Source organism: Herbidospora daliensis (genome assembly GCF_001570585.1).
In the GTDB taxonomy this organism is placed as follows: Bacteria; Actinomycetota; Actinomycetes; order Streptosporangiales; family Streptosporangiaceae; genus Herbidospora; species Herbidospora daliensis.
The window spans coordinates 113,821-134,028 of the sequence record NZ_BBXF01000009.1 but is presented as its reverse complement, the minus strand read 5'-3'; the positions used below and the strand labels follow the sequence as shown (position 1 = coordinate 134,028).

At 70.8% G+C, this 20,208-nt stretch carries 19 protein-coding genes; 4 read left to right on the top strand and 15 right to left on the bottom strand.

Translation table 11 applies throughout. The annotated features are described in order from the left end of the window. Nucleotides 1-7: 7 nt before the first annotated feature. The 12 genes from AW274_RS34530 to rimP form a co-directional block, all read right to left on the bottom strand. Complete coding sequence (locus AW274_RS34530) at nucleotides 8-1,315, bottom strand: M16 family metallopeptidase (protein ID WP_062442172.1); 1,308 nt, start codon at nucleotides 1,313-1,315, stop codon at nucleotides 8-10. Further along, the gene (locus AW274_RS34525) at nucleotides 1,315-3,633 is read right to left on the bottom strand and encodes a polyribonucleotide nucleotidyltransferase (RefSeq protein WP_062441829.1); all 2,319 of its coding nucleotides are present in this window, start codon (nucleotides 3,631-3,633) and stop codon (nucleotides 1,315-1,317) included. The genes AW274_RS34530 and AW274_RS34525 overlap by 1 nt, the downstream gene beginning before the upstream one ends. Nucleotides 3,634-3,863: 230 nt before the next feature. After that, complete coding sequence (gene rpsO, locus AW274_RS34520; RefSeq protein ID WP_030450882.1) at nucleotides 3,864-4,133, bottom strand: 30S ribosomal protein S15; 270 nt, start codon at nucleotides 4,131-4,133, stop codon at nucleotides 3,864-3,866. Between the two features lie 125 nt (nucleotides 4,134-4,258). Continuing rightward, nucleotides 4,259-5,191 (bottom strand): bifunctional riboflavin kinase/FAD synthetase, encoded by a 933-nt coding sequence (locus AW274_RS34515; protein ID WP_062441825.1) that lies wholly within the window; start codon nucleotides 5,189-5,191, stop codon nucleotides 4,259-4,261. 245 nt (nucleotides 5,192-5,436) lie between these two features. After that, nucleotides 5,437-6,321 (bottom strand): tRNA pseudouridine(55) synthase TruB, encoded by an 885-nt coding sequence (truB, locus tag AW274_RS34510; RefSeq protein ID WP_062441822.1) that lies wholly within the window; start codon nucleotides 6,319-6,321, stop codon nucleotides 5,437-5,439. After that, entirely contained in the window at nucleotides 6,318-7,304 is a 987-nt protein-coding gene (locus tag AW274_RS34505) for a DHH family phosphoesterase (protein ID WP_062441818.1), read from the bottom strand. Before AW274_RS34505 ends, truB begins: the two co-directional genes overlap by 4 nt. Then, nucleotides 7,301-7,777 carry a 30S ribosome-binding factor RbfA gene (rbfA, locus tag AW274_RS34500; protein WP_062441815.1) on the bottom strand — a complete coding sequence of 159 codons (477 nt, stop codon included), beginning with the start codon at nucleotides 7,775-7,777 and terminating at the stop codon, nucleotides 7,301-7,303. Before rbfA ends, AW274_RS34505 begins: the two co-directional genes overlap by 4 nt. A 52-nt stretch (nucleotides 7,778-7,829) precedes the next feature. Continuing rightward, nucleotides 7,830-8,126 (bottom strand): DUF503 domain-containing protein, encoded by a 297-nt coding sequence (locus AW274_RS34495; RefSeq protein WP_062348285.1) that lies wholly within the window; start codon nucleotides 8,124-8,126, stop codon nucleotides 7,830-7,832. Between the two features lie 109 nt (nucleotides 8,127-8,235). Further along, nucleotides 8,236-11,436: a translation initiation factor IF-2 gene (gene infB, locus AW274_RS34490; protein WP_062441812.1), complete on the bottom strand. Its 3,201-nt coding sequence runs from the start codon at nucleotides 11,434-11,436 to the stop codon at nucleotides 8,236-8,238. A 142-nt stretch (nucleotides 11,437-11,578) separates the two neighbouring features. Beyond that, entirely contained in the window at nucleotides 11,579-11,881 is a 303-nt protein-coding gene (locus tag AW274_RS39810; RefSeq protein ID WP_083975330.1) for a YlxR family protein, read from the bottom strand. Beyond that, complete coding sequence (nusA, locus tag AW274_RS34485) at nucleotides 11,865-12,854, bottom strand: transcription termination factor NusA (protein WP_197038487.1); 990 nt, start codon at nucleotides 12,852-12,854, stop codon at nucleotides 11,865-11,867. The genes AW274_RS39810 and nusA overlap by 17 nt, the downstream gene beginning before the upstream one ends. Nucleotides 12,855-12,877: 23 nt before the next feature. Further along, nucleotides 12,878-13,378, bottom strand: a complete 501-nt coding sequence (rimP, locus tag AW274_RS34480; protein WP_062340752.1) for a ribosome maturation factor RimP — start codon at nucleotides 13,376-13,378, stop codon at nucleotides 12,878-12,880. A 730-nt stretch (nucleotides 13,379-14,108) separates the two neighbouring features. Between rimP and AW274_RS34475 the strand changes: the two genes are divergently transcribed. From AW274_RS34475 to AW274_RS39805, 3 genes are all read left to right on the top strand, one after another. Further along, nucleotides 14,109-14,576, top strand: a complete 468-nt coding sequence (locus tag AW274_RS34475; RefSeq protein ID WP_062441809.1) for a hypothetical protein — start codon at nucleotides 14,109-14,111, stop codon at nucleotides 14,574-14,576. Further along, on the top strand, nucleotides 14,573-15,115 hold the full coding sequence (locus AW274_RS34470) for a ferritin-like domain-containing protein (protein ID WP_063813852.1): 543 nt from the start codon (nucleotides 14,573-14,575) through the stop codon (nucleotides 15,113-15,115). The genes AW274_RS34475 and AW274_RS34470 overlap by 4 nt, the downstream gene beginning before the upstream one ends. 321 nt (nucleotides 15,116-15,436) lie before the next feature. Beyond that, the gene (locus AW274_RS39805; protein ID WP_030450894.1) at nucleotides 15,437-15,622 is read left to right on the top strand and encodes a DUF4236 domain-containing protein; all 186 of its coding nucleotides are present in this window, start codon (nucleotides 15,437-15,439) and stop codon (nucleotides 15,620-15,622) included. A gap of 151 nt (nucleotides 15,623-15,773) precedes the next feature. Here the strand turns inward: AW274_RS39805 and AW274_RS34465 are convergent, their stop codons facing one another. The 3 genes from AW274_RS34465 to AW274_RS34455 are packed head-to-tail and all read right to left on the bottom strand — an operon-like array spanning nucleotide 15,774 to nucleotide 18,699. Then, nucleotides 15,774-17,513: a proline--tRNA ligase gene (locus AW274_RS34465; RefSeq protein WP_198169548.1), complete on the bottom strand. Its 1,740-nt coding sequence runs from the start codon at nucleotides 17,511-17,513 to the stop codon at nucleotides 15,774-15,776. 47 nt (nucleotides 17,514-17,560) lie between these two features. Then, complete coding sequence (locus AW274_RS34460; protein WP_062441804.1) at nucleotides 17,561-18,217, bottom strand: hypothetical protein; 657 nt, start codon at nucleotides 18,215-18,217, stop codon at nucleotides 17,561-17,563. 59 nt (nucleotides 18,218-18,276) lie between these two features. Continuing rightward, nucleotides 18,277-18,699, bottom strand: a complete 423-nt coding sequence (locus tag AW274_RS34455; protein ID WP_232320621.1) for a hypothetical protein — start codon at nucleotides 18,697-18,699, stop codon at nucleotides 18,277-18,279. A gap of 197 nt (nucleotides 18,700-18,896) precedes the next feature. On the opposite strand from AW274_RS34455, the gene AW274_RS34450 reads away from it, so the two are divergent. After that, a complete protein-coding gene (locus AW274_RS34450; protein ID WP_083975328.1) occupies nucleotides 18,897-20,189 on the top strand; it encodes an FAD-dependent oxidoreductase in 1,293 nt (430 codons plus the stop codon). The last annotated feature ends 19 nt before the right edge of the window (nucleotides 20,190-20,208 follow it).

The following is a 20,208-nucleotide window of genomic DNA, read 5'->3' as shown; positions in this document are numbered from 1 at the left end:
CTAGCGGTCAGCTCACCGCGGCCGAGAAGTCCTTCCCGGCGAACGGGCCGATGACCGCCAGGGTCAGCGGACGGGTGAGCACGTCGGCGGCGACCTCGGCGATGTCGGCCGCGGTCACGGCCTCGATGCGCTGGAGGACCTCGTCGACGGACATCAGCCGGTCGTAGACGAGCTCGCTCTTGCCGATCCGGGACATGCGGGAGCCGGTGTCTTCGAGGCCGAGCACGAGACCGCCGCGCATCTGGCCCTTGCCGCGCATGATCTCCTCCTCGGTGAAGCCCCCGGAGACGACCCGCCCGATCTCGTCGCGGCAGATCTTGAGGACGTCGTCGATCTTCGAGGGGAGGCAGCCGACGTACACCCCGAACTGGCCGGTGTCGGCGTACTGCGAGGTGTAGCTGTAGGCGCTGTAGGCCAGGCCGCGCTTCTCCCGGATCTCCTGGAACAGGCGGGAGGACATGCCGCCGCCGAGCGCCGCGTTGAGCACCCCGAGGGCGAACCTGCGGTCGTCGGTACGGCTGACGCCGGTCGTGCCCAGCACGAGGTTGGCCTGCTCGGTCGGCCGGTCGACCACCTTCACGCCGCGGTTGCCGGGCAGGCCCTCGCCGCCGACGCGGGGCGGGATCGGGGCGGCGTCGCCGCCCAGGGCCCCGGCGCGCTCGTAGGCGCGGGCCACCAGCTCCACCACGTGCTCGTGGGAGACGTTGCCGGCCACCGAGATCACGGTGTGGGTCGGCAGGTAGAAGCGCTGGTAGTACTCGTGGATGCGGTCGCGCGTGAGGGCGTTGATCGTGTCGTCGTTGCCGAGGATCGGCCGCCCGATCGGGGTGTCGCCGTAGAGCTGCTCGGAGAACGCCTCGTGGACCACGTCGGACGGGTCGTCGTCGTGCATGGCGATCTCCTCGAGGATCACGCCCCGCTCCGACTCGACGTCGTCGGGCGTGATCAGCGACGAGGTGACCACGTCGGCCAGCACGTCGATCGCCAGCGGCAGGTCCTCGTCGAGGACCCGCGCGTAGTAGCAGGTGTACTCCTTGGCGGTGAACGCGTTGATCTCGCCGCCGATGCCCTCGATCGACGCGGAGATCTCCATCGCGTCGCGCGTGGGCGTGCCCTTGAACAGCAGGTGCTCAAGGAAGTGGGTGGCTCCGGTGTGCTCCGGGTCCTCGTCGCGCGAGCCGATGCCGACCCACGCGCCGACCGCGACGGAACGCACGGTCGGCATGGTCTCGGTCACCACGCGGAGCCCACCGGGCAGGACGGTGCGGCGGATGACCCCCGCACCGTCCTTTCCGTCGAACAGGGTCGTCGTGATCACGAGTTGCGGTCGTCCCGTCCGGAACGGCTGCGGGTGCGGCGGCGGCGCGGCTCGTCGTCGCCGCCACGGCCTTCGGACTGCTCGGCCGGGGCCGCCTCGGGCTCGGGCTCGCCGGCCTCGGCGCGGGCCGCCTTCTCGGCGGCCTCCTTCTCCACGACCTCGACCGGGACCAGGGAGAGCTTGCCGCGGGAGTCGATCTCGGCGATCTCCACCTGGACCTTCTCGCCGACGCCCATCACGTCTTCCACGTTCTCGATGCGCTTGCCGCCGTGCAGCTTGCGGATCTGGGAGACGTGGAGGAGGCCGTCCTTGCCGGGCATCAGGCTGATGAACGCGCCGAAGGCGGCGATCTTGACGACCGTGCCCAGGTAGCGCTCGCCGACCTCCGGCATGTGCGGGTTGGCGATGGCGTTGATCGCGCTCCGGGCCGCCTCGGCCGAGGGGCCGTCGGTGGCGCCGATGTAGATCGTGCCGTCGTCCTCGATGGTGATCTCGGCGCCCGTGTCGTCCTGGATCTGGTTGATCATCTTGCCCTTCGGGCCGATGACCTCGCCGATCTTGTCTACGGGGACCTTGATCGTGATGATGCGCGGCGCGGTCGGGTTCATCTCCGCCGGGGAGTCGATCGCCTCCTGCATCACGTCGAGGATGGCCAGGCGGGCGCCGCGCGCCTGCTTCAGCGCGGCGGCCAGGACCGAGGCGGGGATGCCGTCGAGCTTGGTGTCGAGCTGCAGGGCGGTGATGACGTCCTTGGTGCCGGCGACCTTGAAGTCCATGTCGCCCATGGCGTCTTCGGCGCCCAGGATGTCGGTCAGGGTGACGTACTGGTCGCCCTCGCCGATCAGGCCCATCGCGATGCCGGCCACCATCTCCTTGAGCGGCACGCCGGCGTCGAGCAGCGCCATCGTGGACGCGCAGACCGAGCCCATCGAGGTCGAGCCGTTGGAGCCCAGGGCCTCGGAGACCTGGCGGATGGCGTAGGGGAACTCCTCGCGGCTCGGCAGAACCGGGATGAGCGCCCGCTCGGCCAGCGCGCCGTGACCGATCTCGCGGCGCTTGGGCGAGCCCACGCGGCCGGTCTCACCGGTCGAGTAGGGCGGGAAGTTGTAGTTGTGCATGTAGCGCTTGGTGCGCTCGGGGTTGAGCGTGTCGATCATCTGCTCCATGCGGAGCATGTTCAGCGTGGTGATGCCCAGGATCTGGGTCTCACCGCGCTCGAACAGGGCCGAGCCGTGGACGCGGGGCACGACGTGGACGTCGGCGTTGAGCTCCCGGATGTCCTTCGGGCCGCGGCCGTCGATGCGGACGCCCTCGTTGATGACGCGCTCGCGCATCAGCTTCTTGGTCAGGCTGCGGTAGGCGGCCGACAGTTCCTTCTCGCGGCCCTCGAAGTCGGCCAGCAGCTTCTCGCCGACCAGGCCCTTGACCCGGTCGATCTCGGCCTCGCGGTCCTGCTTGCCGGCGATGGTCAGGGCGGCGGCGAGCTCGCTGCGCACCGCGCCCTCGACGGCGGCCAGCGCGTCTTCCTGGTAGTCGAGGAAGATCGGGAACTCGCCGGTCTCCTTGGCGGCGACCTGCGCCACCTTCGACTGCGCCTCGCACAGGACCTTGATGAACGGCTTGGCCGCCTCGAGACCCTGGGCGATGGTCTCCTCGGTGGGCGCGACCGCGCCCTCGGCGACCAGCTTCAACGTGTCCTTGGTCGACTCGGCCTCGACCATCATGATCGCGACGTCGCCGTCGGCGAGCACGCGGCCGGCCACGACCATGTCGAAGGTCGCGCCCTCAAGCTCGGTGTGGGTCGGGAACGCCACCCACTGGCCGCTGATCAGCGCGACCCGGACGCCGCCGATGGGGCCCGAGAAGGGCAGCCCGGCGAGCTGGGTCGAGAGGCTGGCGGCGTTGATCGCGACGACGTCGTAGAGGTGCTCGGGGTTGAGCGCCATGACGGTGGCGACGATCTGGATCTCGTTGCGCAGGCCCTTGACGAACGAGGGGCGCAGCGGCCGGTCGATGAGCCGGCAGGTCAGGACCGCGTCTTCGGACGGACGGCCCTCACGGCGGAAGAACGAGCCGGGGATGCGGCCCGCGGCGTACATGCGCTCCTCGACGTCGACCGTGAGCGGGAAGAAGTCGAGGTTCTCCTTGGGGTTCTTCGAGGCGGTGGTCGCAGAAAGGATCATCGTCTCGTCGTCGAGATAGACGACGGCGGACCCAGCCGCCTGGCGCGCGAGACGGCCGGTCTCGAACCGGATCGTCCGCGTGCCGAAGGAGCCGTTGTCGATGACGGCTTCCGTGCTGTGGACACCCTCCACGGGGGACCTCCTTTGTCGGGTCGGTCACCCCACGTCGCCGGCTCCCGGAGGTGCGGCGCCGGTCTTCGATCGAAGCGCCCGGTCGCGTCGACCGGGGGCCACTACCGAGGACCGGCCCTCTTTTTCCGCGGAATGACGCGGGGCACTGGTTTCACGGGTGGTGTGTGGTTATTCAGTTGTCGTTACGCGGAAGGGAGCGGCGTGTGTGTCGCCGCTCCCTTCCCGACGCCTTATCGGCGCAGACCCAGCCGCTCGATCAGCGAGCGGTAGCGGGTGATGTCCTTCGCCTGCAGGTACTTCAGCAGACGGCGACGACGGCCGACCAGCAGGAGCAGGCCGCGGCGGCTGTGGTGGTCGTGCTTGTGGGTCTTGAGGTGCTCCGTCAGGTCGCTGATGCGCTTGCTCAGCAGCGCGATCTGCACCTCGGGGGACCCGGTGTCGCCCTCGCTGGCGCCGTATTCGGCGACGATGGCCTTGGTCGTGGCGGTGTCGAGCGACACTGCTTCTCCTTTGTTCCCTGGGCACGCGTAGCCATTGCGATCCCGCGAACGACCGTGCGTGCCTACAGTCGCCGTGACGAGAAGCCGGTGATTACTCAGCCGACATACAAGGCTACCATCGCCCGTTAACCAGCCGAGACGGTCAGTCTCCGGGCCTCGTCGACGTCTGCGCGCATCTGTTCGATCAGCGCCTCGACCGAGTCGAACTTCAGGGTGTCGCGCAGCCGGGCGAGGAAGTCGACCGAGACGTGGAGGCCGTAGAGATCGAGATCGTCGCGGTCGAGGGCGTAGGCCTCGACGGTCCGGACGGCGCCCTCGAAGGTCGGGTTGGTGCCGATGGAGATCGCGGCGGGCCAGCGCTCCTCGGGCGACTCGAGCCAGCCGGCGTAGACGCCGTCGGCCGGGATCGCCGTGTGGGGGGCCGACTCGACGTTGGCGGTCGGGAAGCCGAGCGCCTTGCCGCGCTGGTGGCCCCGGACCACGACGCCCTCGACCCGGTGGAGGCGGCCCAGCTCGTCGGCGGCGGCGGCCACGTCGCCGTCGGTCAGGTGCTGGCGGATCAGCGAGGACGTGATGTCTTCGAGGCTGCTGACCAGCGGGACCCCGACGGCGACGAAGTCGTACTTCTCGCCGAGCTCACGCAGGGTGGCGAGGTTGCCGGCGGCCTTGTGGCCGAACCGGAAGTTCTCCCCCACCACGACCCCGGCGGCGTGGAGCCGGTCGACCAGGGCGATCTGCACGAACTCCTCGGGCGAGGTGCGCGAGAACTCCAGCGTGAACGGCAGGATCAGCACCGCGTCGACCCCGAGGGCGCCGAGCAGCTCGATGCGCCGGTGGGGGGTGGAGAGCTGGGAGGGGTGGCTGCCGGGCCGCACCACCTCGTCGGGGTGGGGGTCGAAGGTCACCGCGACCGAGGCGACCCCGAGCTCCTGGGCCAGGTCGACGGCCTGGCGCACCAGCGTCTGGTGACCCCGGTGGACGCCGTCGAACACCCCGATCGTGACGACGGACCGGCCCCAGTCCGCGGGCACGTCGTCAAGTCCGAGCCAGCCACGCACGTCGACCCCCAGCAGGCGAGAAGCTAAGTCGTCCTAAGCGTCCCACACCCCCCGGCACACCTGGGCGGCGGCATGGCCGCCCGGGACGCCGTCGCCCCCGGCGGGCGGGAGCGCCCGGGGAGCGCCGGATGCGGCGCGCACCGGGGACGGCGGTCGGCGCCGGGGTGGGCGGAGCCGTAACGGAAAGTAAGGACATCAGCCGACGAAGGCGCCCAGGGCGGGGCGGCGCCGTGACGAATGAGAGATCAGCCGACGAAGACGGCCAGAGGTTTGGCGGCTCCGCCCTTCTCCTCGACCAGGGCCAGCAGTTCGCCGCCCGGGGCGAAGACGCCGATCGGGCCCTCGCCCAGGCCGGCGGCCTTCAACCGGCCGCCGTGGGAGACCAGCTTGGCCTCTTCCTCCGTGACGTCGCGGCGGGGGAAGGCCTGGGAGACGGCGTCGGCGATGGGCAGGATGACGCACTCCTTCTGGAGCGCCTCGATGGTCAGGGCGTTCTCGACGGCGTAGGGGCCGACGCGGGTGCGGCGCAGCGCCGTCAGGTGGCCGCCGACGCCCAGGCCGTCGCCGAGGTCACGGGCCAGGGAGCGGATGTAGGTGCCCGAGGAGCAGGTGATCACGGCCGTCACGTCGACGGACTCGCCCAGGGCGACGGAGGTCACCTCGAAGGCGTGGACCGTGATCGGCCGAGCCTGGAGCGCCACCTCCTCGCCCTGGCGCGCCAGCTTGTAGGCCCGCTCGCCGTTCACCTTGATCGCGCTGACCTGCGGCGGGACCTGCATGATCAGCCCGGTCAACGCCTCGACGCCCTTGTGGACGTCGTCGGCCGTGACGTGGGCGGCGGACGCCCGCCCGGTCTCCTCGCCCTCGGCGTCGTCGGTGTTGGTCGAGACGCCGAGGCGCATGGTCGCCTCGTAGACCTTCTCGGTCAGCGCCAGGTGGCCCAGCAGGCGGGTCGCCTTCTCGACCCCGACGACCAGCACGCCGGTCGCCATCGGGTCGAGGGTGCCGGCGTGGCCGACCTTGCGGGTGCCGGCGATGCCGCGCATCTTGCCGACGACGTCGTGGGAGGTCCAGCCCGAGGGCTTGTCGACGATGATGATCCCGCTCGGCGGCGGGGGGCGTCTGGTCACGCGAGCAGCTCCGTGAGGCGGGCGACGGTCTCCTGCGGGGTCTCGCGGGAGGAGAACCCGGCCGCGCCGGGGTGCCCGCCACCCCCCAGGGCGGTGCAGGCACGGCCCACGTCGGCCGTGCCCTTCGATCGGGTCGACACGTTCCAGGCGCCCTCGTCGTCTTCCTTGAAGACCACGGCGACCTCGGCGTCGTCGACCTTGCGCAGGACGTCGATGATCCCTTCGACCTCGTCGTAGGGCAGCGCGTTCAGGGCCCGGTCCTCCCGGGTCACGGTCGTCCAGACCAGCCCGGCGCCGCCGACGGCCGACCGGTCGAGCTCGGCCCGCGACAACGCGGCGCCGAGCGCCCGCAGGTAGCCGAACGGCGACCGGTCCCACAGCTCACGCGCGATGGCGTCGGGGTTCAGGCCCGCGTCGAGCAGCCGCCCGGCCAGGGCGTGGACGGCGGGCGTGGTCGAGCTGTAGCGGAACGACCCGGTGTCGGTCACCAGGGCGGTGTACAGGCAGGTCGCGATGTCCCGGTCGATCGGGAGCCCCAGCCGCTGGATCAGCTCCTCGGCCAGCACGGCCGTGGCCGCCGCCGTGGGATCGACGAGCTGGACGGTCCCGAACCCGGTGTTGGACGCGTGGTGGTCGAGCACCACCAGTTCCCGCGCCGCCTTGGCCGACGGGACGAGCAGGCCGAGCCGCTCGATCGTGGCGGCGTCGAAGGTGATCATCAGGTCCGGCTCGGCCGGGAAGCGCGCGGAGTCGACCAGGAGGTCCTGGCCGGGGAGGAAACGCAGCAGCCGGGGCACGGTCAGCCCGTGGTCGCCGAAGGAGGCGACCACGCGCCGGCCGGACCGCCGCAGCGCCTGGCCGAAGGCCAGCATCGAGCCCAGGGCGTCGCCGTCGGGGATGACGTGACAGGCCAGGGCGATCGAGTCATGCGAACCGATGAGCGCGACCGCGCGCGCCCATTCGGCCTCGGCAGGGAGCGTCACTTCGCGCTTCGCTCGGACACCTCGTCGGTGTCGTCCTCGAACTCGTCGTCGAGCTCGTCGTCGTCCTTCTTGTACGGGTCGGCGTCGCCCGCGTACTCGGCGCCTTCGGCCTTCTTGGCGATCTCGGCATCGCGCGCCTTGGCCTCGGCGAGCAGGCCGTCCAGGTGCCGGGCCGAGTCGGGCAGGGGGTCGTGGGTGAACGTCAGGGTGGGCGTGTGCCGCAACCCGGTCTGCCGGCCGACCTCCGAGCGGATGATGCCCTTGGCGCTCTCCAGAGCGGCGGCGGTGTCCTTGCGCTCGGCGTCCGACCCGAAGACGGTGTAGAAGACCGTCGCCTCGCCCAGGTCGTTGGTGACCCGGGTGTCGGTGATGGTGACGAACCCCAGTCGCGGATCCTTGATCCGCCGTTCCAGCATCTCGGCGACGATCTGCTGGATTCGGTCCGCCAGTTTCCTGGCTCGCGCGGCGTCCATGGGCGCGCTCCCCCTTCTTCCGGATGTACGGCTGACGCTGCGACCTGGCGGTCTATTCCTCGTCGTTGAACAAACGATGCCGAGCCGACAGCAGCTCGATCTCCGGGCGGAAGGCGACGGCCCGCTCGCACGCGTTCATGACCTCATCGACGTTCCCGGCCGAGCCGGAGACGACGGCGACGCCGATCTCGGCTCTTCGGTGCAGCTCGTGATGGCCGGTCTCGGCCACCGCGACCGCGGGGAACCGCCGGCGCAGCTCGGCGATGAGGGGACGGACAACGGACCGTTTCTCCTTCAGCGAGTGAACGTCGCCGAGAAGGATGTCCAACGTCAGAGCACCGACATACATGTGTTGTTGTGGCGCCAATAGACCCTGGCGCGTGGGTCGTGTGCAGGTCTGCTTAAGGGAAACCGGTCCCCGGCCTGCGAACAGGCCGGGAACCGGGTCGATCGAGCCCCTAGTCGCGGGGCTTCTCCCGCATCTCGAACGTCTCGATGACGTCGTCGATCTTGATGTCGTTGTAACCGACGCCGATACCGCACTCGAAGCCCTCGCGGACCTCGGTCGCGTCGTCCTTGAACCGGCGCAGCGACGAGACGGTGAGGTTGTCGGCGATGACGACGCCCTCGCGGATGATCCGGGCCTTGCTGTTCCGGGTGATGACACCCGAGCGGACCAGGGTACCCGCGACGTTGCCGATCTTCGGAACCTTGAAGACCTCGCGGACCTCGGCGGTGCCGGTCTGGATCTCCTCGAACTCCGGCTTGAGCATGCCCTTGAGGGCCGCCTCGATCTCCTCGATCGCCTGGTAGATGACCGAGTAGTAGCGGATGTCGACGCCCTCGCGCTCGGCCAGGTCGCGCGCCCGGACTTCCGGCCGCACGTTGAAGCCGATGATCACCGCGTTGTCGTCGGCGATCGCCAGGTTGACGTCGTACTCCGTGATCGCACCGACGGCGCGGTGCAGCACGCGGAGGTTGACCTCCTCGCCCACATCGATCTTGAGCAGCGCGTCTTCCAGTGCTTCCACCGAACCGGACACGTCACCCTTGATGATGAGCTTGAGCTCGTCGATCTTGCCCTTCTCGTAGTCGCTGAACAGCTCTTCGAGCGTACGGCGGCGACCGGCCTTGGCCATCTCCGCGATGCGCTGACGAGCCGCCCGCTCCTGGGCGATCTGGCGGGCCATCCGGTCGTCGCTGACGACCAGGAAGTTGTCACCCGCGCGGGGCACGGCCGTGAGGCCGAGCACCCGGACCGGACGCGACGGGTCGGCCTCTTCGACCGGCTGCATGTTGTCGTCGAGCATCGCCCGGACGCGGCCGAAGGCCTCGCCACAGACGATCGACTCGCCGACCCGCAGGGTGCCGCGCTGGACCAGCACGGTCGCCACCGGGCCGCGGCCCTTGTCGAGGTGGGCTTCGATCGCCAGGCCCTGGGCGTCCATGTCGGGGTTGGCGCGGAGGTCGAGCTCCGCGTCGGCCGTCAGGATGATCGCCTCGAGCAGGTTGTCGATGCCCAGGCCCTGCTTCGCCGAGATGTCGACGAACAGGGTCGAGCCACCGAACTCCTCGGCCACCAGGCCGTATTCGGTCAGCTGGGCGCGGACCTTGGTGGGGTCGGCGCCCTCCTTGTCGATCTTGTTGACCGCGACCACGATCGGCACCTCGGCCGCCTGGGCGTGGTTCAGCGCCTCGATCGTCTGCGGCTTCACACCGTCGTCGGCCGCGACCACCAGGACGGCGATGTCGGTGGCCTGCGCACCACGGGCACGCATGGCGGTGAACGCCTCGTGACCCGGGGTGTCGATGAAGGTGATCTTCCGGTCTTCGCCCTCGTGGGTCGCGTGGACCTGGTAGGCGCCGATGTGCTGGGTGATGCCACCGGCCTCCCGCGCCACCACGTTGGTGTTCCTGATGGCGTCGAGGAGCTTGGTCTTACCGTGGTCGACGTGACCCATGACGGTCACGACCGGCGGACGCGGCGCGAGGTCGGCCTCGTCGCCCTCGTCTTCACCGAACTCGATCTTGAAGGACTCGAGCAGCTCGCGGTCCTCCTCCTCGGGCGAGACGACCTGCACGACGTAGTCGAGCTCGGCGCCGAGGAGCTGCAACGTCTCCTCGTTCACCGACTGGGTCGCGGTCACCATCTCACCGAGGTGGAGCATGATCTGGACCAGCGCCGCCGGGTTCGCGCCGATGCGGTCGGCGAAGTCGGACAGCGAGGCGCCGCGCGGGAGACGGATCGTCTGACCGCCGCCACGGGGAGCCTGCACGCCGCCGATCGCCGGCGCCGACATGTTGTCGAACTCCTGGCGCCTCTGGCGCTTGGACTTGCGGCCACGCGTCGGACGGCCACCCGGACGACCGAAGGCGCCCGCCGTGCCGCCGCCGCGACCACGGCCACCGGGACCGGGACGACCGCCGCCGAAGCCGCCGCCGCCACCACCGGGACCGCCGCCACCCGGACGACCGCCGCCACCGCCACCGGCGGCACCGGCGCGCGGCGCGAAGCCGCCGCCACCAGGACGACCGCCACCGCCGCCACCGGGACGGCCACCGCCGCCACCGGGACGACCGCCGCCGCCACCAGGACCGCGACCGCCGCCGCCGGGCCCGCCACCGGGACCGGCAGGACGACCCTGCGGCATCATCGACGGGTTCGGCCGGGGACCACCCGGACGAGGACCGCCGGCGCCCGCCGGCGGACGCGGGCCACCCGCGCCGGGCGGACCCGGGCGAGGACCGGCACCGGCCGGACGAGGACCGCCCGCACCGGCGGGACCGGGACGCGGACCGCCGGGACCCGGACGCGGACCGCCCTCACGGCGCGGCTCGCGGGGCCCGCGGTCGCCGCGGTCTTCACGAGGACCGCGGTCGGGCCGGTCACCGCGGTGACCGGCGTGGTCGCCGCGCGGACCGGCGTGGTCGCCCCGGTCGGGACGGTCACCACGGTCGGGACGGTCGCCGGGACGCGCGGGCCGCTGGCCCATGCCGCTGGCGTTGGAAGAGAACGGGTTGTTACCCGGACGCGGGCCGCGGGGACCCGGCTTGGGACCGCCGGAACCACCCGGACGCTGCCCGTCGCGACCGCCGCCGGCAGCGGGGCCGGGGGTCGGGCGCGGACCGGGAGCCGGACGGGGACCCGGCTTCGGGCCCGGACCGGGACGCGGGCCGGACGGCGCGGACTGGCCGCCGCCGGGGCCGCCACTGGCCGCGGGCGCACTCGGAGCCGCCGGACGGGGCGTCTCAGGACGCGGAGCCGGGGCGGGCGGAGCCGCGGGACGCGGGGCGGCCTCGCTCTGGGGAGCGGGCTGCGGCGCCGGATGCGGCATGGGAACGGGACGCGGCGCCGGCCGCGGACCCGGCTTCGGAATCGGCCGGTTGCCGAAGTCCGAAGGCGATGCGGGCGCCGGAGCGCCGTTGCCGGCCTGGTCGTTGCCGACCGGCCGGGGTGCCGGCCGTGGGGCCGGACGAGGGGACTTGCCCCCCTTGGAGTCGCCCTTACCGAACGCCTCCGTCAGTTTGCGGACAACCGGCGCTTCAATCGTTGAAGACGCCGATCGAACGAACTCGCCCATCTCGGTGAGCTTGGCCATGACGACCTTGCTCTCAACACCGAACTCCTTGGCGAGCTCGTATACCCGGACCTTCGCCACTGCACTCCCTAACTCGGCCCGGGAGGCTGTGCCGCCGGACCGTCGCTACCTGGACGTACTCATTGCCGCGTGCTCATCAGGCGCTCATAGCAATCTGACTCCGCCCATCAACTCGGCGTCCTACGAAACAGTTGGTAACCATTCACCCGGCGGCTTTCCTCGTCAAGTCCGACAAGTAGGCCCGCAAGCGCGTCTGATCGAGCGTTCCCTCCGCACGGAAAGCGCGGGTGAACGCCCGGCGACGATCTGCGAGCTGCAGGCAGGTCAGGGAGGGGTGCAGTGATGCACCGCGTCCCGGGAGCCGTTTCTGCAGGTCAGGGATGATCACATCCCCGGCCACCACCAGTCGGAGTAGCTCGGACTTGGCCGTGCGAACCCGGCAGCCCACGCACGTTCTCAGCGGGGCGGCCTGGTCACCGTATTCCAGCTTACCTTGCCGACGCATCTGCGGGATCGGCCGGTGCCTCATGAGTATCCGGCTTGATGTCGATGCGCCACCCGGTCAGCCGCGCGGCCAGCCGGGCGTTCTGCCCTTCTTTCCCGATCGCCAGCGACAGCTGGTAGTCGGGGACGGTCACCCGGGCGACCCGGCCGTCGGCGTCGACGACCTCGACTCGGGAAACCCGCGCCGGCGACAGCGCATTCCCGACGAAGTCGGCGGGGTCCTCCGACCAGTCGATGATGTCGATCTTCTCGCCGTGGAGCTCGGTCATCACGTTGCGCACCCGGGAGCCCATCGGGCCGATGCAGGCGCCCTTGGCGTTGACGCCGGGCTTGCGGGAGCGGACCGCGATCTTGGTGCGGTGGCCGGCCTCGCGGGCGATGGCGGCGATCTCGACGGTGCCGTCGGCGATCTCCGGGACCTCCAGCGCGAACAGCTTCTTCACCAGGTTCGGGTGGGTGCGGCTCAGGGTCACCGAAGGGCCCTTGTTGCCCTTCTTCACCTGGACCACGTAGCAGCGGATGCGCTCCCCGTGGACGTACTCCTCCCCGGGGACCTGCTCGTTGTGCGGCAGGATGGCCTCGATCTTGCCGAGGTCGACCAGCACGACGCGGGGATCCTTGCCCTGCTGGATCACCCCCGCCACCAGCTCGCCCTCGCGGCTCGCGAACTCCCCGAAGTTGATCTCGTCTTCGGCGTCGCGGAGCTGCTGCAGGATGACCTGCTTGGCGGTGGTCGCGGCGATGCGGCTGAAGTTGCCCGGGGTGTCGTCGTACTCCCGGAGGATCTCGCCGTCTTCGCCGATCTCGGCGGCCAGGATCGACACGTGCCCGGAGACGCGGTCGAGCTGGGCGCGGGCCTTCTGCGCGGCGCCCTCGGTGCGGAAGTAGGCGATCAGCAGCGCGTCCTCGATGGCCTTGACGACCAGGTCGAACGAGATGTCCTTCTCCCGCTCCAGGCTGCGCAGGACGCTCATGTCAATGTCCACAAGGCTCCCCCTCAGCCCTCATCGCCGTCTGCGATGTCTTCTTCATCTTCGTCCTCGTCGTCCAGATGGCGGAACTCCACCTGGACCTTGCCCTTTGCCAGATCCGCGTACGCGAAACGGCCGGCGGCCTCGATCTCGACGCCGTCGTCGTCGGCCTCGACGATCCGGCCCTCGACGGCGGCGCCGTCGGTCAGCGCCGCCTTCACCAATCTGCCTCGCGCGCGCCGCCAGTGGCGCGGCTCGGTCAGCGGTCGGTCGACGCCGGGAGAGGTGACCTCCAGCACGTAGGGGCTGTTGCCGAGCGCGTCGCTCGCGTCGAGCTTCTCGGAGACCGAACGGCTGACTTCTGAGACGTCGTCGAGGCTGATGCCGCCGTCACGGTCGACGACCACGCGCACCAGCCGGCGCTTGCCGGCGGGGGTGACCGTCACGTCTTCCAGGTCGAGACCTTCGGCCTCGACGACCGGGGCGAGCAGCGCCACGAGGCGGTCGCGTCGGGCGGATTCGCCCATGGTGACCTCCTTACCAATGGCCATCGGGGGCGTACCTCGCCCAACGTGCCCACAGCCTATCGACAGACCGGCACCGCTCGCCGCGCCGCGCGAACGCATACACGGCCGGGTCTCCTCTGGACCGGTCTACTCCCTCGGGCCCAGTGACGATCACCCGCAGGCGCGCGCGGGCCGGGCCCGCGCCGGAGTGTCCTCCGCACGGGCCTGTCACCGTGGCTCGGGTGGGGCCTCATCGGGAGCGGTCTGCGCATCGTAAGAGCGCGGACCCGTCATCGGGTCCTCAACAGGTTGTCCCCGCACGGGCTGTCACCCGTGGCTATGGTCGGGAGCAGTCTCCGCATGGCGAGAGCGCAGGCCCGTCATCAAGTCCTCGCCGAAGAGTCCTCCGCACAAGCTGTCACCGTGGCTCCGGTCCGGCCCAGTCGGGAGCAGTCTGCGCATCGCGAGAGCGCAGGCCCGTCATCAAGTCCTCGCCGGAGTGTCCTCCGCACGCGCTGTCACCGTGGCTCCGGTCCGGCCTCGTCGGGAGCGGTCTGCGTATCGCGAGAGCGCGGGCCCGTCAGCGGGTCCTCGCCGGAGTGTCCTCCATACGGGCTGTCACCCGTAGCTCTGGTCCGGCCTCGTCGGGAGCGGTCTGCGCATCGCGAGAGCGCGGGCCCGTCAGCGTGGCTCGGGTCGGGTGCCTGCTGGAGCGCTCTACCATGGGCGGGTGCCTGTGGGAGAGTCCGGTATGAACCTGTCCCGGCGTACCCTTCTGGGTGCCGGGGCCGGCCTGGTGCTGGTGGGTTGCGCGAAGGGGCAGGAGGCCGCGTCACCGGCGGCTTCGCCCTCGCCCGATCCACACGCGGCGCTGCTGGCCGGGCTCATCGGCGGCAAGGAGAAGCTGGTCGCGCTCTATCAGCAGGCCGCCCTGTCCGATCCCACGATCGCGGCCGTGCTGCTGCCGTTCCAGCAGCGCCATCTGGCCCACCTTGCCGCGTTGCGCAGACATCTGACCGAACCCGGTTCCCCCGCCGCGACCCCGACCCCCGTGGTCAACCCGGAGGTGACCGTGGAAGCGCTGAAAGAGGCCGAGAGGGCCGCGGCGGCCGCGCGGCCCGAGCAGGCCGCCGCCGCCAAGCCCGTCGTGGCGCAGCTGGTGGCCAGCATGGGGGCCTGTGAGGCCGTCCACGCCCAGGCGCTCGGGCGGCTGAAGTGAGCGCCTCCGTCGCGCTCTCGAAGGCGCTGGCCGCCGAGCACGCCGCCGTGTACGCCTACGGTGTCATCGGCGCCAAGACGAGCGGTGCGCTCCGGGTCCGCGCCACGACCGGGTTCGACGCCCACCGGGCCCGCCGCGACCAACTGCGCGCCCTGATGCGCCGCCGGGGCGAGACCCCGGCCGAGCCGGGCACCTACCAGCTGCCCTTCGAGGTCACCACCGCCGCCCAGGCGGCCCGGCTGGCGGCCTACATCGAGGAGCGGGTCTGCGCCGCCTACGTGGAACTGTCGGCCGACACCGACCCCGGGCTGCGGCGGCTGGCGGTGCTGGCGACCCAGGAGGCCGCCGTGCGTGGTTTCGGCTGGCAGCCGCAGATCACCGCGTTCCCGGGCATGCCGGGCCTCGACCACGCCGTCTCCAGCCCCGCCGTGTCAGAACCGACGCCCATGAAACCGAGCTCGGGCGAGCCGGTGGCGCCACCCCAGGAGTCGACGGCTCCGGCCATGCTCCCGGCCCCCGGAGCCGGCCCGACGCCCTGAGGTCCGACGCGCCCTCAGGTCCGACGCGCCCTGAGGTCCGACGCGCCCTGAGGTCCGACGCGCCCTGAGGCCGACGCCTGAGGCCGACGCCTGAGGCCGACGCCTGAGGCCGACGCCTGAGGCCCGGCGCCCTTGAGCGCCCTGAGGCTGAGCGGCTTGACGCTGAGCGCCCTGAGGCTGAGCGGCTTGACGCTGGGCGGCTTGAGGGGCCGATGAGCGTCGATCGTGGCGGGCTGAAAAGTTCAGTCTGACGGTCGTGCCGCTCTCGCGATTCGGGACGGTTCTCGTTTATTCCCGATTTCTTGGGTAGTTCAGGACGTCATGAGTTGGGGCTTCCGAAAAACGATCAAGATCGGTCCGTTCCGGATCAATTTCTCGCGCGGCGGAGTCGGCCACAGCGTCGGCAAGGGTGGCGTGCGGTACACGAAGCGCGCCGACGGTGGAAAGCAGGTCAGCGTCGACCTGCCTGGTGGGTTCTCCTGGCGGCGGTCGCTGAGGCGCCGCTAGATCGGATAGCTCCCCCTCCGCTCAGGCGGAAGGGGGCGTGAGCGGGCGGTTCGTCACACTCCCCCCATAGTGACGAGCCGCCCCTCGCTGTGTCGGAGGGCCGCACCTTCGGCGGTGGCCACGTCCGCCGTCAAGTCTGCGGCGGTGTGCGCTAGGCGCAGGCTGCGATGACCTTCTCTACGGCCTCGTCGAGCGGGATTTCGGCTCGTTCGCCCGATGCGCGGTCGCGGAGTTCGGCCACGCCGTTCGCGACGCCTCGGCCGACGATCAGCACGGTCGGGAGGCCGAGGAGCTCGCTGTCCTTGAACTTGACGCCCGGGGAGACCTGGGGGCGGTCGTCGAGGAGCACGCGCAGGCCCCTGGCCTCCAGCTCTTCGGCGATCTTCGTGGCGATCTCGATCTGGTTCTCCTTGCCGGTGCCGACGATGTGCACGTCGGCGGGCGCGACCTCGCGGGGCCAGGCCAGGCCGAGGGCGTCGTGGCGCTGTTCGGCCATGACGGCCACGGCGCGGGAGACGCCCACGCCGTAGGAGCCCATGGTGATCCGGATCGGCTTGCCGTCGGGGCCGAGGGCGTCGAGCTGGGCGGCGTCGGCGTACTTGCGGCCGAGCTGGAAGATGTGGCCGATCTCGATGCCGCGGTCGATCGACAGGTCGCTGCCGCAGACGGGGCAGGCGTCGCCGGCGCGGATCTCGGCGGCCTCGATCGTGCCGTCGGCGACGAAGTCGCGGCCGGCGACCACGTGGGCGGCGTGCTTGCCGGGCTCGTTGGCGCCGGTCACCCACTCGCTGCCGTCGACCACGCGGGGGTCGACGAGGTAGCGGATGCCGAGCTCCTTGAGAACCTGCGGGCCGATGTAGCCCCGCACCAGGCCGGGGTGCCTGGCGAAGTCGCCCGCCTCGAAGATGGCCGGCTCGCCGGGGGCCAGCGCGGCCTCCAGGCGCTTGAAGTCGACCTCGCGGTCGCCGGGCACGCCGATGACCAGGGTCTCGGGCTCCTTCGCGCCGGGCGTGACGACCTTGACGACCACGTTCTTGAGCGTGTCGGCGGCGGTGATCCGCAAACCGTGGTGCTCGTTCATGTAGGAGACGAGCGTGTCGATGGTCGGCGTGTCGGGGGTGTCGAGCACCGTCAGGGCCGCGCGCTCGCCGGTGAAGGCGGCGGGGGCGGGGGTGGTGACGGCCTCGGCGTTGGCGGCGTAGCCGCAGGTGCGGCAGGCCACGAACGTGTCCTCGCCGGTGGGGGCGGGGGCGAGGAACTCCTCGGAGGCCGAGCCGCCCATGGCGCCGGAGGTCGCGAAGCAGATCTTCACGTCGATGCCGAGGCGCTCGAAGATCCTGATGTACGCCGCCCGATGGTTCTCGTAGCTGCGCTTGAGGCCCTCGTCGTCGAGGTCGAAGGAGTAGGAGTCCTTCATGACGAACTCGCGGCCGCGCAGGATGCCGGCGCGGGGACGGGCCTCGTCGCGGTACTTGGTCTGGATCTGGTAGAGCGTGACCGGATAGTCCTTGTAGGAGGAGTATTCGCCCTTCACCATGTCGGTGAACATCTCCTCGTGGGTGGGCCCGAGGAGGTAGTCGTTGCCCTTGCGGTCCTTCAGCCGGAACAGCGTGTCGCCGTATTCGGTCCAGCGGCCGGTGGCCTCGTAGAAGTCGCGGGGCAGCAGGGCGGGGAAGAGCACCTCCTGGCCGCCCATGGCGTTCATCTCCTCGCGCACGACCTTGGCGACGTTCTCCAGGACGATCTTGCCGAGGGGCAGCCACGAGTAGATGCCGGGCGCGACGCGGCGGACGTACCCGGCCCTGACCAGGAGCTTGTGGCTCGGGACTTCGGCGTCCGCCGGATCCTCACGCAGGGTGCGCAGGAACAGGGTCGACATCCGCAGAAGCACGGCTACTCCTCGATAGGGCTGCTGTAGTCGTAAAAGGCTACCGAGAATCAGAGCGCCTGAAGCACCAACCCGTATCCGGCGCTGTAGGCGAGTCCGATCACGGCCCCGTAGACGCGGTCGCCGATGCGGCGGCGGAAGAGCACCAGGAAGCCCGCCCACAACACCGCCGAGGTGGTCAGGGCGTAGGGCCACTCGTCCGAGAGGGCCAGCAGTTCCTCGGCGGTCATCGACAACAACACGCCCGCCGTGAGGCCGTAGCAGATGCCGCCGATGCGGTCGCACCGCGTCGCGCCGTAGCCGAGGGGGCCCAGCGCGGCGATGATGCCCAGGCCCACGACCAGGCCGCCGGGCGCGGAGCCGAGCCCGGCGAAGGGCGCGTCGTGGTGGATCGCCGAGCCGGCGGTGATCTGGCCGATCAGCGCCCCGAACGCGGCCAGGCAGCTGTTGAGGAAGGCCCAGCCGAACCCGGCTGCGCCCGAGCCGACGACGACGGCCAGCACCATGATCATGTACGGGTCGTACACGGCCATGAGCCAGAAGGGCGCCGAGCCGGAGAGGCCGGCGCCGATGAAACCCACCAGGGCGCCGCCGGCCAGCGCCGCCAGCAGGTACCACTGGCTGCGCCGATCGCGCCGGTCGAGTGCGATGAATTCCTGTTCAGGGCCTAGTGGGCCGTGTTTGCTCCGACTGAAAGCCCAGACCATCGATTCCCCCGAGCGATGTCCGCGTACAGCACTTTCAGTTTATAAGCGGACAAAAAGGATCACCCGCCCAGGAGCTCTTCCCAGGGCTGGCGCGATCCGGTGCGCCGGGAGGGGTCGAGGGCCTCGGACAACCGCCACACGCCGGGACGGGCCCGCATCCGGTCGAGCCCGAGCGGGTCGATGGCCCGCAGGTCGAAGCTGACGCCCATCACGTCGAGGCGGGCGCAGAGCTGGGTCACGGGAGCGAGCGGGCCGACCAGGGGGCCGGGGAAGCCGGGCTCGCGCACCCGCTCGATGAGCAGGTCGGCGACCTCGGTCGCGAAGGGGCCCTCGCGCCACTCGATCTCCCAGCCGTCGGTCCCGGGCCACCAGCCCAGGTCGCGGCAGGTCTCCATCATCTCGGGCTCGGTCGCGAAGGCGGCCATCACGCGGCCGAAGGCCTCGTAGCGCCGCGCGCCGATCTCGTCGCGGTGGAATCTCATGTCGGGGAGCGTTTCATCTCCCGTGCCATCCGCACCCGGATTTTCGCCGGTGCGCCGTCGCCGTTTCCCCGCTCCGCCCACGAGGTCCAACTGTGATCGCGGAACAGATGTGGCGCAACCCCCAATATCGCACTGGCTACCCGGCCCCGGATGGGTAAAGAATCCGGAGAGCGGCTTCTTTGCAAGGAGGCATCCCCGTGGCGCTGCGTGTGGCTGTGGTGGGCTCCGGCCCGGCCGGGATCTACACCGCCGAAGCTCTGGTCAAGCAGTCCCCCGGCCCGGTCGAGGTCGACGTCCTGGAGCGCCTGCCCACGCCCTACGGGCTGGTCCGGTACGGGGTGGCGCCCGACCACACGTCGATCAAGTCGATCGCGTCCTACCTGCGCCGGGTCCTGGAGGCCCCGGGCGTGCGGTTCCTCGGCGGCGTCGAGCTCGGCCTCGACCTGTCCGTCGACGACCTGCTGACCTGCTACGACGCGGTGGTCTACTGCACCGGGGCGATGGTCGACCGGAGGATGGGCGTACCGGGGGAGGATCTTCCCGGCAGCGTGGCGGCCACCGACTTCGTGAACTGGTACTGCGGCCACCCCGACGCCCCCGAGTTCACCCTCGACGCCGAAGACGTCGTGGTGATCGGGGTGGGCAACGTCGCGGTCGACGTGGTCCGGATCCTGGCCAAGACCGCCGACGAGCTGCGCGCCACCGACGTGCCCCACAACGTGCTGACCGCGCTGGCCGAGTCGAAGGTCAAGCGGGTCCACATGGTGGGCCGGCGGGGCGCCCAGCACGCCAAGTTCACCCTGAAGGAGCTGCGCGAGCTCGGCGACCTGCTGAACGCCGACATCCTGACCTTCCCCGACGAGGTGGCCTGCGAAGACCTGACCGAGCTCAGCCGCCAGATCAGGGGCAACGTCGACGTGCTCCAGTCGTGGTCGGCGCGGGTGCCGGAGAACCGGCCCCGCCGCCTGGAGGTCCGCTTCTGGTTGCGGCCCGTCGAGATCCTCGGCGTCTCCCACGTCGAGGGGGTACGCCTGGAGCGCACCCGCCTCGACGGCAGGCGCGTCGTGGGCACGGGCGAGTTCGAGACGATCCCCGCCGACATGGTGCTGCGCTCGGTCGGCTACCAGAGCGTGGCGCTGCCGAGCGTGCCGTTCTCCGAGGAGACCATGACCGTGCCCAACGTGGCCGGGCGGGTCCGCGACCGCGAGTTCGTGGCGGGCTGGCTGAAGCGCGGCCCGACCGGGGTGATCGGCACCAACAAGTCCGACGCGGCCGAGACCGTGCGCACCCTGCTGGCCTCGGTGGCCGAGAGCCCTCGGCAGACGCGGGTCGACGACCTGCTGCGGGAGCGCGGCGTGCGGCCGATCACCTATCCCGACTGGCTGGCGATCGAGCAGGCCGAGGAGAAGCTGGCCCGCACCCTCGACCGGGGCGAGCGGGTCAAGCTGGTGGGGCGGGCGGCCATGCTGGAGGCGATGGGCCGGGGGTGATCGGCCGGGGTTAGGGTCG

Excerpts from the sequence above, each read along its gene's own strand:
- rbfA (WP_062441815.1), bottom strand. The coding sequence starts at position 7,777 with ATGGACGCCGCGCGAGCCAGGAAACTGGCGGACCGAATCCAGCAGATC.
- AW274_RS34495 (WP_062348285.1), bottom strand. The coding sequence starts at position 8,126 with ATGTATGTCGGTGCTCTGACGTTGGACATCCTTCTCGGCGACGTTCAC.
- AW274_RS39810 (WP_083975330.1), bottom strand. The coding sequence starts at position 11,881 with ATGCGTCGGCAAGGTAAGCTGGAATACGGTGACCAGGCCGCCCCGCTG.
- nusA (WP_197038487.1), bottom strand. The coding sequence starts at position 12,854 with ATGAGCGTCCTGCGCAGCCTGGAGCGGGAGAAGGACATCTCGTTCGAC.
- rimP (WP_062340752.1), bottom strand. The coding sequence starts at position 13,378 with ATGGGCGAATCCGCCCGACGCGACCGCCTCGTGGCGCTGCTCGCCCCG.
- AW274_RS34475 (WP_062441809.1), top strand. The coding sequence starts at position 14,109 with ATGAACCTGTCCCGGCGTACCCTTCTGGGTGCCGGGGCCGGCCTGGTG.
- AW274_RS39805 (WP_030450894.1), top strand. The coding sequence starts at position 15,437 with ATGAGTTGGGGCTTCCGAAAAACGATCAAGATCGGTCCGTTCCGGATC.
- AW274_RS34460 (WP_062441804.1), bottom strand. The coding sequence starts at position 18,217 with ATGGTCTGGGCTTTCAGTCGGAGCAAACACGGCCCACTAGGCCCTGAA.
- AW274_RS34455 (WP_232320621.1), bottom strand. The coding sequence starts at position 18,699 with ATGAGATTCCACCGCGACGAGATCGGCGCGCGGCGCTACGAGGCCTTC.